Source organism: Methanoplanus sp. FWC-SCC4 (assembly GCF_032878975.1).
Lineage (GTDB): Archaea > Halobacteriota > Methanomicrobia > Methanomicrobiales > Methanomicrobiaceae > Methanochimaera > Methanochimaera problematica.
This window is the reverse complement of the sequence record NZ_CP043875.1, coordinates 789,733-804,258: the sequence shown is the minus strand read 5'-3', so window position 1 is coordinate 804,258 and position 14,526 is coordinate 789,733. Positions and strand designations below refer to the sequence as shown.

Below are 14,526 nucleotides of genomic sequence, written 5' to 3'. Positions count from 1 at the left end.
AATTCGTTATTTATAATGGGGTTTAAAGTAATTTCAAGAGTTTTGGTAACATGAAAAAAAAGAGCATGGAAAGCGTTAAAGGAGAAAATCCTGAAGAAAAGTTTGCATCTCTTGGAATTTCCAGAAATAAGTCCTATGATGTGCTTGAGCTAATAAAAATCCACAAAGTATACAGTGTAGATGTGGTTCTTTACTTTGAACCCGATCTGGCAAAGAATTCAACATATGAAAAAGACCTTGTTGAATTCAAAAATTATCCGGAATTTGAAAGACCTTTTATTCTTGCAGAAAAATTCATTGAATTTGGCAAGGAAAATGATCCCACATTTGAGGGAAGGCTTAGTGAATTTCCATTAATGATTACAGTACTGGATTTTGGAGAACTTGTTTTAAAAAGTCCTGCAAAAAAATATTATATTAAAGGCATCATGCCATTTGCAGATGAATTTGATGTTGACAAAGAGCCCGGACCTTTTATTGAATGATATCATGCAAAAAATTAATTTCTTCTTTTTCTTCTGACTTCCGGAATCTTGCCACAAGCCCTTAAAAATTCAAGTACCTTAAAATTGTCTTTTTCTCCCAGGTTTAGCTCAACGCCTGAGCATACATCCACCGCATAAGGTTTTATTCCGGATATTGCCTCTGCCACATTTTCAGGAGTCAGGCCCCCTGCAAGTATTACAGGGATATCAGATATCTTAACAGTCTTTTTTGAAAAATCAGGATTATATTTAATTCCCTCTCCTCTGCTATCATCAATTATAACTGCATCACAGTCATTAGGAATGCTTTCACCGGATTTTACTACTCTGATTAAATCTCCGACATAATTATCGGGTATTTTGATATCTGTTGATATCTGAATAGCAGTTGGATTAAGCGAAATTATTTCGTTTAATTTTTCCTGTGACTTTGTATGTGTAACTACAACTTTTGATATGAAAGGTCCGAGTGATTCAAAAATTTTTTTTGCTTGTGCAGGAGTGACATCTCTTTTGGATTCATCCGACATTACAACACCTATAGCGTCAGCTCCTGCCATTTCTGCAAATAAAGCATCTTTAACAGAAGTAATTCCACAAATTTTAACCCGTACCATAATTTAAGCCTCTAAATACATATTGTGATTTTACGATATGTACATAATTATTCATGTATCATATTTTAAAAGGAATCTTAATTTCAAATATTGATGGAATTTTAGTACTCAGCCTCGATAATGTGACCAAAAATGCCAGCAGGTTTCAAAAAAAACAAAAATCTGATAATTGTTTCATACTTCAGGTTTAACCAAAGTTTTACAATAGGTAATATTTTAAAAAGATACAAAGATTTTAACCTGGGATTTTTTTATTAAAAATTTATCAGGGGAGCAGATAATATTGACAATAACAAAAATTATTTCATGGAATGTGAACGGCTTAAGAGCAATTGCAAAAAAAGGCCTTTTGGATTTTATCTCAAAAGAAGATCCTAATATTATATGCCTTCAGGAAACAAAAGCTCATGAAGACCAGCTAACTTCATCTATCCGCCACCCAAAAGGTTATTTTTCATACTTTTCCTCTGCAACAGAAAAGAAAGGGTACAGCGGGGTTGCAATTTATTCAAAAGAAGAGCCGGAACTTATTAAAACAGGGTTTGGTAAAACACGTTTTGATTCGGAAGGCAGAATTCTTATTGCAGGATATCCGGATTTTATTCTGTATAATATTTATTTTCCGAATGGAAAAGCATCTGATGAAAGACTCAGGTATAAATTGGAATTTTACGAAGAATGTCTTAATGTTTTCAAAGAACAACAGGATGCCGGTAAAAATATAATTATATGTGGAGATTTTAACACTGCCCATAAAGAAACTGACCTTGCAAGACCTAAACAAAACTCAGGAATATCAGGATTTTTACCTGAAGAAAGAGAGTGGATTGACAGGTTACTCAAATCAGGATTTGTAGATACATTCCGCCTTTTTACAAAAGAAGGAGGATATTATTCATGGTGGGACTTAAAATCAAAAGCAAGGGACAGAAATGTCGGTTGGAGAATAGATTATTTTTTTGCAGACGAAAAACTTGTTCCAAATATTAAAAGTTCATCAATGCTTTCCAACATTATGGGATCAGACCATTGCCCGGTAACTCTTGAAATTGATGTATGAAATCAGGGATAATCAACCGTTCCTTTGGGAATCTCTGAAGTGCATCTCATTATTCTTTTTACTGAGATGTACCACCCTTTGAAAAATCCATATTTTAAAAGTGCCATTATTGCATAATTTGAACATGACGGAACATACCTGCACGAAATATTGTGTTTTTTGTTTGCCGTTCTTCCAAAATTGCCATGCCACAATTTTTTTATTAAATATACCGACAATGAAACAGGAATATTTTTCATTTGCAACGTAGTTTTACAGAATGGATTTATTTAAATTTTTTTGAGACTTTTATTAGAATGTCTGGAAAACAATATATTCCAGATATGTACATTTTTACTCATAATGCCAGAAGAAAATGGATGTGGAGAGGGATGCCGCACATATATGAATGATATAATTGGTAAGGCAATAATATCTATCATTATAATTGCTCTTATTCTTGGAACAATAATAGGAATGGTGAGTTATTATGGTTCACCTGAAGATGAAAGCAATAACGAAAATAATCTTTCTCAAAACGAATCCGAAAAAATGGTAAATTATGAAGAGATACTGCAGGGCACTGATACTGAAAATATTAAATTACCTTCCCTGAATATATCGGGTCCACTCATAAATAAAAATATTATTAAATTGAGTGATCTTGATACGATAAACGAATCAATAAAAATAAAAAATCCGGGGGATAATCCTGTTGACTTAACAGGATGGAAAATTACAGATTCAGACGGCCTGCATGTATTTACATTCCCCGAATTCATAATTCAACCTGGAAAATCTGTTACTATTTACTCAAACAGCAATCAGGATAATAATACGGATAAAGATAACCTGATGATCTGGTCGGAAAAAAATGTGTGGGACGATGAAGGAGATATTGCAAAAATATACGATGAAAACAAAAATCTGATTGATATTGAAAAGAGTCTTTAATAATTATTGAAATAAAATCAAAAAAATTAATCAGGGAATTAATTCCCTTTATAAATTTTAACCGCTGTTTCAACGTCTGCATTATCAATTGTAATGGAAGATATCGCATTACACATTCTTACAGCCTCTTCGAGTGATTTCTGATGAATGTTTCTGCCGGTTGCATTTCCTGATGCACCGCCAGTATGAATCTGGTCATAAAGCTGTTTTAAGAATCCCTCTGCTGATACACTGGAACCTCCCGCACACACAACTTTTGTTTTTCCTGCTGCAACCGATGCTTCCTTAAGCATCTCTGCCGGATTGAAACCTTCCTTTTTAGGAGAGTTGACTTTAACAAAATCTGAACCGATTGTTGCTGCAACTCCGGCTGCACCTGCAATCAGATGGGGATCCTTTTCATCCGAAACTGCCTGCCCGCGTGGGTAAATCCACAATACCACAATGAGGCCATTCTGATGCGCATCCCAGATAATCTGTGCTGCTTCAGCAAGCATTATGTCTTCATATTCACTTCCAAGGTAAATTGTGTATCCTACGCCTGCGATCTTAAGCCCGCTCTGTTCACGGAAGCTGACAACCTGGTCAATTGAATATAACTGTGGACTGACAGGATCTTTCTGACTTGTTTTAACGAGATGTGTTTTTGAGTTTAACTTTACAAGATATGGAACATCACGGTAATTGTTCCCGTAACGTGCTATAAGCCCAAGCTGGGTTGCGAATACTCCGATTCTGGAATTAGCTGCAATTTTAAAAAGATGTTCAGGATCAGCGTCATCAGAATGGATGCCGTCTCCAAAAAAGTCATCATTTAAGTGTTCAACTTTCTGATCCCCTGCAAAAAGCATTAGTCTTCCGCTATCATGGGTTATCATCCGGTAATTCTGTATATATGTTGCCTTTGCACTTTCAGGCACATCTGCCGGAATTTCAATATCAAATGTAACAGACATACTTATTCGTAGCCTTTTTAAATAATAAAACTTGTTGGAATTTTATAATCTAAAGCGGTAATACTTATAAAAAGAAAAAATATGGATATAATTTTTTCAAAGATCTTCATTTGTTTCGTCAGTCCATGCATCTTCATAACTTAAGATAATTTCACCACTGTGGTACTCTCCTGAAAAACCTTTGAGGATATGAATTGAAAAGTCAAGCTCTTCACTGTGGCACATCCAGAGTTTATCCTCCAAAACAACATTAACATCAGGACCATTCACGTAAGAGGGATAATATGTCTCAACTTCACCGCTATTTCCCAGACGCATATCAAATTTGACATCCCATTCACCATTATTGGTTATTCCAAAACCCATGGAATCCTGCCGGACAATTTTTATTCGAACAGGTATGTTGCCAATATTTCTAACGGTAGGAAGTCCGTCTCCGGTTTCAAAGATCGTGTTTCCGGTTGCCCATTTGTTCTCTAAAACTGTTGCATTACCATAGTCAACACTTACAAAATCAAATTCAACTCCGCCAACAGGCCTATAGTAAAAAATGTTATTTAACGGCAATGAAGGATTTGAATTTCTGTCAAGAGCCCTTACAGAAACCAGATATTCACCTGCCGGTTGACAATAATGAATCACTGCCGTTCCTTTCCATACATCAGCTGTCCCCTTGTTGAGATAATATAATACGCTTGATTCCGGATCCTGTGAATCATCATTCAAACCTTTTAACGAATAACCGTCTTTGAAATTGATAAGGCCTGCTGCATCAGCATCCATAACAAGTTCTTTTGCTTCATCATCATTTCCAATATTTTTAAGATTTATCTGATATTTTTTTAGTTCATATTCCGTATTTGCCAAAAGCTCATTATCAGGATGATAAACATCAGCTGCCACAACAGATACATTCCCCGCATCCTCTTCATCGAATACAATGGCGTAATATTCTATCTCTTTTGTACCTTCAAATTCAAGCGGTGGAAGGAACTGGCTTCCGGGTTCGGAATGTAATTCATCTCCGTCTTCGAGATAAACATTGGTGTCCTGTTCCCATTTTGCAAGAATGACAGGTACTTCACCTCCGCCGGTTACTATTTCAACACCGGATGAAGTACTTCCCGGAGATATTTTACTCAACTCTGTCTCTTCATCTGTTTCTTCCAAAAGTTCACCAATTACATCAATATATATCTGGGGAATATCCTGTCTGAAATTTTCACTTCCAATTTCAAAGGTGACATATGAATTTTCAGGAATAATTACTGGCAAATCTTCTCCTGAAATTGAGCACTGAATATCAAATGTCAGTGAAATAGTTTCATCCGGGTTAAGATCTGCATTGTCCCCGGCAGATTTTAAAAGGTCATCCCAGACAATTGTTGTTTCTCCGTCCTCATTGGAAGAGACTGTGTCAGGAGCAATGCTAAAAGAATCAGGATTTACTAAAACATAATTCTCAAATTCCAAATTCAAAACTAAATTACTCGCAGATTCTGTCCGGATATCTCTCATTATTGTTTGAATGGTTTCTGATAACTCATCTCTGTCAACAGGATAAAAAGAAGAACCTCCCGTTTCATCGGCTATTTTGTTCAATAATTCTTCATCTGAATTATCAATAATTCCGATACTGACTGTATAAATGACATAGTCTTTATTCAGGGCATTTGAAACAAATTCATCAATTTCATCGTCTTCATATTCCGGGCTGTTGCCATCAGTAATATAAATGATATAACTATCAGTGCCGACTCTTCCGGTCAGGTCATGAATCTCTGCGCATGATTCAAATCCTGCCGTCACATTTGAATATCCGACCCCGCCTAATTCCTCAAACAAATCCTTTGCAGTATCAAAATCACTTGTAAAATCCAGCTTAAAACCAACAGTATCATTCCAGAAAACGAATCCTGCCTGATTATTATCATAGTCAAGAGAATCAACAAATGATATTAATGCTTCTTTTACAGGATCAGAGGGCTCACTCCAGTCAACCCCGTCTCTGAAATCCAAACCAAATACAACATCAAATTCCTTATTTAAATTCTCTTCACCAAACCCCGATACATCAACACTAACAGTCGTTTTATTCTGAAGTTCCGTACAATTATTTATATTGATGATTGGCGGTTCAACTGAATTCTGCAGATCCAGCAAGGGTTCTGCATAAGCCGGATTTGCAATAAAAAGAGTGACAAAAATAAATAACAAAAACAGCCTGAAGTTTAAAATATTGCCATATTCCATACCATTATGCACCATCGATTAACCCCCTTGAATAAAAACAATTTTTAAATTCCAAAATTCAAAGCATGTTTTCATCCGGTAAGCGGGATATTCCTTTTGTTTCTTAATAAGAGTATGTTGTATGATTCAGACAGCAAATCTGATATGCAGATTTTCTAATAATTACAATAAATTTGATAAATAATTTACATATTTATGTTGAAGTAAAAGATAAAAATCCTATAAATTTCATGAAATTTTTGTGACACAAATCAAAGAGATGCTATCATAACAAATAGCAGCTTAAAAATAAAAATTAGTTTTGTTTTCTGCCATATATCAGGCAGATAGCAAATATTATTGATCCAACAATCGTAATGACTCCTACAGGAGCCTGTGATTCACTCTTCTTTGTATCAGAAGATGTTAACGAATTCTGGCCCGTTATAGTTAATGATACCTCTTTTTCATCGGTTTTTTTGCCTTCATAATTGACTACTGCCTTGACTGTATACTCTCCGCTTTCTTCAGGCTTGAAGTAATAAACCAGATCTTCTGTATCAAGTACTGAAACCATTAGATCATCCGTTTCAAAGGTGGAATCTAAAGATCCATCTTTGTAAATTTCACCCGCCAATTTTGCTTTTGTAGAAATTTCACCGGTATTCACAAAAGTACCAATTATTTTGGTGATTTTACCGGCAGTAGCTGTTCCTTCATAAGTCAGTTTTTTAAATTCTCCCTGGCGTGAAAATGTACCTTTGGGAATTAGTTTAAAATCAGATTCTTCTTTTTTAATTACTTTACCATCAACAGAAACGGCAACAACTGCAACATAATCGCCGCTTTCAAGTCCTTTGTTTTCCCATTCTTCCAATATTTCTTCTTTTACTCCGGGTTTTACAGGAACAGTAATTTTTGAGAATGTATCAATGATACTACCGTCTTTTTTAACTGTCACTGAAATCTCAGGACTAATAACTACATTGCCGGTATTTTTAAACACAAAATTAATTGGCACCGGATAATCAACCTCAGAATCACTGATTTTAATATAATCACAAACCCCATCTTTTATTTCTATTCCTGAAACATCAACATTAATTGAAGATGTGGCTCTCACTTTCAGTGTTGCCCCGACATTTCCGGAACTGTCTTTTGATGATTTTGTTTCAATGTTTACCTTGGCATTGTGTATACCATTCACTGCATCATCAGGAACATTAACTACAACAACCAATCTAAGATTTGATTCTTTTATGGAAATTTCAGAGACCGGCTCTTCTCTGTCATTTTCATTATAAACTTTCACCCAGTTCGCGACATCTCCTGAAACACTGACTTCAGCAAGAATCGGATAGTCATTGGGATTGAATACAATAATCGTATTCTCATATTCACCACCCCTTACAGCGTTGTCAATTGTCATTTTTGACGGCGTCACTGCAATTCCCGCAGCGCTGGCAAATGCACATATAAATACTGATAATAATATCAGAAATGTAATTAATTTAATACCTGAATATATCCCCCTCATAGGAGTATCTTCTTTATGTGGAGATATAAATAGTTTTTCCACATTGATCAGATAAGCAGTTCTTATAAATATTTGGTAAAATATCACTCAGGATACATTTTTGAAAAATAAAAATTTGTTTTATTTGCCTTTTTTTAGGCAAAATTGATTGAATTTTTTTCAGGGTAATTAACCACTATTGGAATAGTAGATCCATCCTCCATTAGACCATGACGGTGCAATTTCTGAAGGAGTTGTTCCAAGAGTCATTGTTCCAATGTGCGGATCATCCGTATACCATCCTTTCAGTATATGAATGGAGAAGTCAAGTTCTTCACTGTGGCACATCCAGAGGATATTAGGAAGAACCGCATTCTGACCAGGATCTGTAATCTTTACAGGATCATATGTAATTACCTGGCCTACCCCGTCATTTCCAAGGCGGGCATCAAACGTGACATCCCAGTTGCCCTCATTATCATATCCGAATCCCATGTCGTCCTGTCTTACAATAACAACATTTAAGGGAATATTTCCGACATTTCTTACAGTAGGGTAACCGTCCTCATCTAAAAAGATCGTGTTTCCGGTTGCCCACTTGTTGGTGCAAACTGTTGTGCTGCCATAGTCTACAGAGGCAAAGTCAAACTCAGCCATATCTACAGGCAGATAATCAAATACATTCACGAGGTCATTTGCAGCAACATCATTCTGGTCCATCGCTTTCATTACTACTTCGTACTCTCCGGCAGGCTGACAATAATGTATTATCGCTTCTCCTTCCCAGAGATCTGCAGTACCTTTTTCAAGAAGTAGTTTGACCGAAGTCTTGTCGTCACCATTCCATACAACCTCGCTTCCATCATTGGTATATCCAAATTCAACAAGACCTGCCATTACAGCATCTTCTACCATAGCGATTTCATCAGGTCCGTGACCCACTTTGCTAAGTCTTACCTGGTATTTGAACGGCTCCCAGTCTCCCTCTTCCATGCCATAAAGGTCAGGGTGATAAACATATGCAGAAACAATTTTTACATTTCCTCCATCCTGCTCATCAAAAAGAACTGCATAATACTTTATGGTTGTCGTTCCTTCAAATACTGTGTTTGGAAGGAATTGTGAACCAGGCCAAATATGGCTGATATCTCCTTCTTCCAGATATCCACTCTCATCCTGTTCCCATTTGCACATGATGACCGGTGGATCTCCGCCCCCTGCTGCAATTGAAACCCCTGTAGACATTGTATCTGCCATAGCAGGAACTGCCAGGGCAAATGCAACTACAAGGAAAAATACAACTCCAATTTTTGTTGTTCTTTGCATCATTTTTTTCACACATCCTTTAGGCTATAAAGATGTCTCATTTCATCTTTTTTAGACATCTCAAACCATAAATTTAAATGAAACAGGATTCCCTTTATCATTAATCCTGATTTCGAGGATTACATACAATCAAAACTGAAACTTTTGTTCCATGGATTAATGTAACCAATTCCATCATAAATTATTGATACATATATACATTTGCCCAACAGTTCTGGCAAACAAATAAAAAACAGACCATAATAATTTATTTTGGAAAAATATAGGATTTTTGGGTTTATTTAAGATTGCATATAAAAACCATGCTTATTAAAAATGAATCTTTTTTTGAAATTTACTTATTTAGGAAATATTGTCAGGAATGCATCGTATGAATCTTCATTATTATTAAAATTCGGGTTTTCCAGATAAAAATTATTGGAACTTGTTCTGCCCGCAATACATACTCCTGAATCCATATCAACAAGAGCCAAAGCAGAATCAAATTTCTCTCCACCAAATTTTTTAGATGAAACAATATTTTTTGCATCCGGCAAAAATATTGTCAGAAATGCATCAACTTCAGAGTTTTCGTCTTTTATGAGAGGATTATTCAAAACCCCCGGAAAATCATCTGATGATGTGCTCCCTGAAATATAAATTAAACCATCTTCACCAATAGAGATTGAATTAGAAAAATCGTTGCCTGTTCCACCCAGATAAGTTGAAAAAATAATTTCAGAACAGTCACTATTTATTCTCACAATAAATGCATCTGAATTTTTATCTCCTGAAAAATTGTTCTGAAATGCATTTACTACCGGAAAATTATCTGAATATGTATAACCTGTTAAATATACATCACCGTCTTCCAGAACACATATATCTGTACCCCTGTCTCCACTGTCTCCGCCAAAATATGTAGAATATTTTATATCTGACAAATCCGAGTAAAATGATGTAATAAATGCATCGTATGAAAAAGGTGATGGCCCAAACAGTTCATTTTTCAAAGGGAAAGATCTGGTCTTTGACGAATAACTATAACCTGTGATGTAAACATTTTTGTCTTCATCTATTCCAAGGGATTCACCGTAATCATCACTAGCCCCACCTAAAAAAGTTGAATGAATTATTTCTCCTTTATTCAGATCAATTATTGAAACAAAACCGTCTCTCTTACCACTTTTTTTCCCCTGGAAAGAATCTTTTAAAACAGGATAACTGGATGAATCAGTAACTCCGGTGATGTACGCATAATTATTTTCATCAATAACCATATCCTGAATACTATCCTGTTCCTCACCGCCAATATATGATGAAAATTCCAGTTTTTCTAATTTAGGGTCAAAAACCGAAATATATCCATCCCATTTACCGGAATTGCTTTTTTGAAATGCATCCGGCGTAACAGGAAAATCAGTTGATGATGTACTCCCGGAAATGTATATTTTTCCATCTTCCCCAAAATGTATCGCTTTTACATTTTCATCCCCGGAACCTCCAAAGTACGTAATCTCAGTAAAATTACCCACATCAGGATTAAAACAGGCAATAAATATATCCTGTGAACCAGGAAAAAATCCGGATAGATTTCTGTTCACAGGCAGATCTGTGGATTGCGTCTGACCTGCAATGTATATTTCATTACTGTATCCTTCTGCCATACATGATGCAAAATCCTCACCACTTCCGCCAAAATATGTCGAGAAGATAATATCCGGATCATCTTTAATTGGAGCCAAAAAATAGGCGTATGAAAACGGAATTAAAATTAATAAAATTAAAAATATCGCTAAAATTAAAAATAATTTTTTTTCCATTCAAATTTCCCCCAATAAATTAAAGAATTATTTATTTCATATATGAATCACTATTAAGTTTTTCATCTAAATGTGCTAAGCAAGACTCCTTACTAATAATATCATCACTATCAGATTTTTTTAATCCTTTCCGGGTATTTTTTGTATATATATTGATTCTCATTATAAAAAGGGACAAAAGTATAGCAACCGGGAAGGCTATCCATCCTAAAGGCGAGTTCTGAATTCCTTTGAAACTTCCTGGTTCTCTTATCCCGGAGATATTATCAATGTAAATATTCATTGTAGTAGCAGGTTTACCCTCCGAAGAAAAAATTAACGGATGAACACCTTCAATATATGAAGTGTCAATTGTTTCTGTTCGCCAGGAAAATATTTCGTTTTCATATGATTTCACAAGATTTTTGCCGATATAAACATCAAAAGTCTGTTCAAAAGGACCAAGAGCCATAATGTAAATATCATAATTTATCATATCGACACCGGTGAAGTCAATCTGCTGTAAAATGTGCTTTCCTGTGAAGAAATATCCAACTGCATGATTTCCATAAGAATCCGTTTCTATTGAAGGCGGCCTTTTTGATAACTCCCATCCTGAAAAATTTCCGTATTTAAAATCTCCATTAATTACAACTTCTTCCAAAGCAAGGGCAGGTTGTACAGCCGTAAATACTGCAATAAGTAATATACAAAAAAATATTCTTCTCATCTGAAATCCCCCTGTTAATTTATACCGGAATAACCGGCAGCCAAAACATCAGCAATGTTATTGCCAATATCTTTCGGCCATGTGATTCAGTTATCAAAAAATTCAAATAAAAAGGTATGCCCAGCATTACTTTCTCTTTACCGGGCATATAGGAAACTCGCATATTATTATTGTTTAGCATATAAATATAATATATATTTTTTAATGTTTGGATTAATTCGGCAAAGGATGAATCCGGCAAATTGTTACAAAAATTGAATCTTCATAATTCAATTCTCTGATGATAAAAATTTAATTTTTTAATCAGGGTTATTTTTCAGCCTTTTTTCCTTTTCCGATAATAAAAATGGGAGAAAGGATTTATGAAATATAAAAATGATGCACTGATAAAATATGGATTTTTAGTATTGATGCTATTGCTTTCAACTGTATTTCTGCCGGTCTGTGCAGAAGAGATCGACGTGACACCAGGAATGTCTATACAGGACAATATAAACAATGCAACAGAAGGAGATACTATACTGGTTCATTCAGGAATTTATCAGGAAAATATCGTAGTTGACAAAAAAATATCCTTAATCGGATATGATTCAGGTTCCGGTTATCCTGTTATTGACGGATTTAATAATAAAAGCTGTATACACGTAAAAGAAAATGAGGCAATAATCGAAAAATTGGTCCTGATAAATTCATCCAGTTCAAATTGTTATGGCCTTCTTTCATCTGCAGATGATTGTACATTCAGGGAAATTGAAGTGAGGGATAATTATTTTGGAATATGCCTGGGCCCAGGAACAAAAAACAATATCCTGATTAATTCAAACATTTATGATAATGCACAAAGTGGCATAAAAATTGATCGCAGCAGTAGCAATCAGATAACACGTAATAATATTTCCGATAATTTTTATGGAATTATAATTTTTAAAGGTTCTTCAAATTTAATCTATGACAACATTTTTAATAATAAATATCATGATGTATCCTTCACCGGTAGTTATGAAAATAAATGGAACATAACCCCACTAATTAAAGAAAATATTATTGGGGGGCCTATTACTGCAGGAAATTACTATGGAAAAGGTGTAGGAGGACAAACCTCGGAATCGATGCATGATGTAAACAATGACGGCATTTGTGATAGTAAGTTAACACTTGATCACGAATCTCTGAATATAGATTATATGCCTCTGCACAGTTATGAACCAAAACCGCCTTTACCTGTTGAAAATCTAAAAAATATAACATATGAATCAAAATCCATAGAATGGACGTGGGAAGAACCAAACGACCCCTATCTGGATTATATCCTTATTAACTTCTCAGGCAGTGATTCAAAAGAAAATATTCCCACAGGAATACAATATTATAAAGCTGATAACCTGAACCCCGATACAGAATACACAATAGGAATTTTCACAGTCAACAAAAATGGAGATTTCAGCGAAACTGAAGTATTCAATACCTCAAAAACATCACCTGACTATTTGTTAACGGGCCTTATTAATCTCACTTCTGTCTCGTCAGGATACACGTGGATAAACTGGACATGGGAAGAGCCGGTTGATCCTGATTATTCTCACGTAATGATTTTTTCAGAGGATTCTCTTCTGGACATCATATTGAAGGGAAATAAAACGTACAACATGACAGGATTAATGCCCTCAACTGAATATTCAATAAAGACACAGACAGTAGACAAAAACGGAATTCTCAATGAAACCTGGACTAATGCCAATGCAAAAACCTTAACTGACCTGACACTATTAGGCACAGTCTCAAATTTATCAGTTCAGGATACAGGGTACTACCATATTAACTGGACATGGGAAGATCCTGTTGATGATGAATTTGTTGAAGTAATAATTACTCATAATAATCAGGAGATTGCAAGGGTTGGAAAAGGAATCGAATTTTTCCAAAAATCAGGTCTTTTACCAAATGTATCATACGAGATATCGACTAGTACAATAGACATTTTTGGTGTTGAAAATAAAAGTTTCATAAATTCCACAGGAATAACAAAAGCAGATAATATTCCTCCGATGGGCGTATCTGAAATATTAAATGAGTCAGCAGGGCAGGACTATATTGAATGGACCTGGATAAATCCAACAGATCCAGATTTAAAAGAGATTAATATTCGGATCGGAGGCAAAAATTATACTGTAAGCGGGGATGTAAACAGATTAAAAACAGACGGACTAATTCCTGACACAGAGTATGTAATATCCTTTGTAACGGTTGATACATCAGGAAATCAAAATCAGACGCCGCAATATGGAAAGGGAATAACATATTCTGATAAAACAGTTCTTACAGGTGTGGAAAATCTAAGAAATATATCCTGTACAGACAACTCAATATGTTGGAACTGGACTGATCCAAATGATCCTGAATTCACTCAGATATTGATATATATCAACGGAGAGAGCAGAGGCTCTGTTGCAAAGGGCATTTGCAACTATACTGCTACGGGCCTGTTGCCGGACACCGAATATACTATTGGAACATGCACAACAGATAAGTATGGATTAATAAATGAAACAATTATTAATGATACCGCAAGGACAAAACCAGCAGAAAATACTATATCTCCAATTAAATCATCAGGCGGAGGCGGCAGAAGAAGCAATTTAAGTTATATTCAGTCAACTGTTGAGGAAAAAACAAGTACAGATCAAACTGAAATTTCTTATGACAGTATTGTAGAAAGTCAGGAACCAGAGTCCTCACAACCGGAATTACCAAAATCTTCAAACAATCAACCGGTCCAGACTGAGGAAGATTTCACATTTGCTTATATAAATCTTCTGCTAATCTTCACAATATTGTTTATTGTAGTTGTACTTATCATTTATTTGATTAAGAGGTAGCTTAAAAAAGCTAC

At 35.2% G+C, this 14,526-nt stretch carries 12 protein-coding genes; 4 read left to right on the top strand and 8 right to left on the bottom strand.

Annotation, left to right across the window (positions count from 1 at the left end):
- The first annotated feature begins 50 nt into the window (after window positions 1–50).
- A complete protein-coding gene (locus F1737_RS04095; RefSeq protein ID WP_317137506.1) occupies window positions 51–485 on the top strand; it encodes a hypothetical protein in 435 nt (144 codons plus the stop codon).
- A gap of 14 nt (window positions 486–499) precedes the next feature.
- Here F1737_RS04095 and F1737_RS04090 read toward each other — a convergent pair whose 3' ends face one another.
- Window positions 500–1,102, bottom strand: a complete 603-nt coding sequence (locus F1737_RS04090; protein ID WP_317137505.1) for a phosphoribosylanthranilate isomerase — start codon at window positions 1,100–1,102, stop codon at window positions 500–502.
- Between the two features lie 283 nt (window positions 1,103–1,385).
- Here F1737_RS04090 and xth point away from each other — a divergent pair, with 283 nt between their 5' ends.
- Complete coding sequence (xth, locus tag F1737_RS04085) at window positions 1,386–2,162, top strand: exodeoxyribonuclease III (RefSeq protein WP_317137504.1); 777 nt, start codon at window positions 1,386–1,388, stop codon at window positions 2,160–2,162.
- 2 nt (window positions 2,163–2,164) lie between these two features.
- Here the strand turns inward: xth and yidD are convergent, their stop codons facing one another.
- The gene (gene yidD / locus F1737_RS04080) at window positions 2,165–2,401 is read right to left on the bottom strand and encodes a membrane protein insertion efficiency factor YidD (RefSeq protein WP_317137503.1); all 237 of its coding nucleotides are present in this window, start codon (window positions 2,399–2,401) and stop codon (window positions 2,165–2,167) included.
- Window positions 2,402–2,504: 103 nt separating this feature from the next.
- Here yidD and F1737_RS04075 point away from each other — a divergent pair, with 103 nt between their 5' ends.
- The gene (locus F1737_RS04075) at window positions 2,505–3,095 is read left to right on the top strand and encodes a lamin tail domain-containing protein (protein ID WP_317137502.1); all 591 of its coding nucleotides are present in this window, start codon (window positions 2,505–2,507) and stop codon (window positions 3,093–3,095) included.
- A gap of 38 nt (window positions 3,096–3,133) precedes the next feature.
- On the opposite strand, the gene F1737_RS04070 is transcribed toward F1737_RS04075, so the two are convergent.
- The 6 genes from F1737_RS04070 to F1737_RS04045 all read right to left on the bottom strand — a co-directional run bounded on the left by F1737_RS04070 (window position 3,134) and on the right by F1737_RS04045 (window position 11,636).
- Window positions 3,134–4,051, bottom strand: a complete 918-nt coding sequence (locus F1737_RS04070; protein ID WP_317137501.1) for a beta/alpha barrel domain-containing protein — start codon at window positions 4,049–4,051, stop codon at window positions 3,134–3,136.
- Window positions 4,052–4,147: 96 nt separating this feature from the next.
- The gene (locus F1737_RS04065) at window positions 4,148–6,319 is read right to left on the bottom strand and encodes a vWA domain-containing protein (RefSeq protein ID WP_317137500.1); all 2,172 of its coding nucleotides are present in this window, start codon (window positions 6,317–6,319) and stop codon (window positions 4,148–4,150) included.
- A 280-nt stretch (window positions 6,320–6,599) separates the two neighbouring features.
- Complete coding sequence (locus F1737_RS04060) at window positions 6,600–7,820, bottom strand: fimbrial biogenesis chaperone (RefSeq protein ID WP_317137499.1); 1,221 nt, start codon at window positions 7,818–7,820, stop codon at window positions 6,600–6,602.
- A 168-nt stretch (window positions 7,821–7,988) separates the two neighbouring features.
- The gene (locus F1737_RS04055; RefSeq protein WP_317137498.1) at window positions 7,989–9,128 is read right to left on the bottom strand and encodes a hypothetical protein; all 1,140 of its coding nucleotides are present in this window, start codon (window positions 9,126–9,128) and stop codon (window positions 7,989–7,991) included.
- Window positions 9,129–9,463: 335 nt separating this feature from the next.
- Complete coding sequence (locus F1737_RS04050; RefSeq protein ID WP_317137497.1) at window positions 9,464–10,849, bottom strand: SBBP repeat-containing protein; 1,386 nt, start codon at window positions 10,847–10,849, stop codon at window positions 9,464–9,466.
- A 109-nt stretch (window positions 10,850–10,958) separates the two neighbouring features.
- The gene (locus tag F1737_RS04045; protein ID WP_317137496.1) at window positions 10,959–11,636 is read right to left on the bottom strand and encodes a hypothetical protein; all 678 of its coding nucleotides are present in this window, start codon (window positions 11,634–11,636) and stop codon (window positions 10,959–10,961) included.
- A gap of 362 nt (window positions 11,637–11,998) precedes the next feature.
- On the opposite strand from F1737_RS04045, the gene F1737_RS04040 reads away from it, so the two are divergent.
- Window positions 11,999–14,512, top strand: coding sequence for a fibronectin type III domain-containing protein (locus tag F1737_RS04040; protein WP_317137495.1), 2,514 nt, complete (start codon window positions 11,999–12,001; stop codon window positions 14,510–14,512).
- Window positions 14,513–14,526 lie beyond the last annotated feature (14 nt).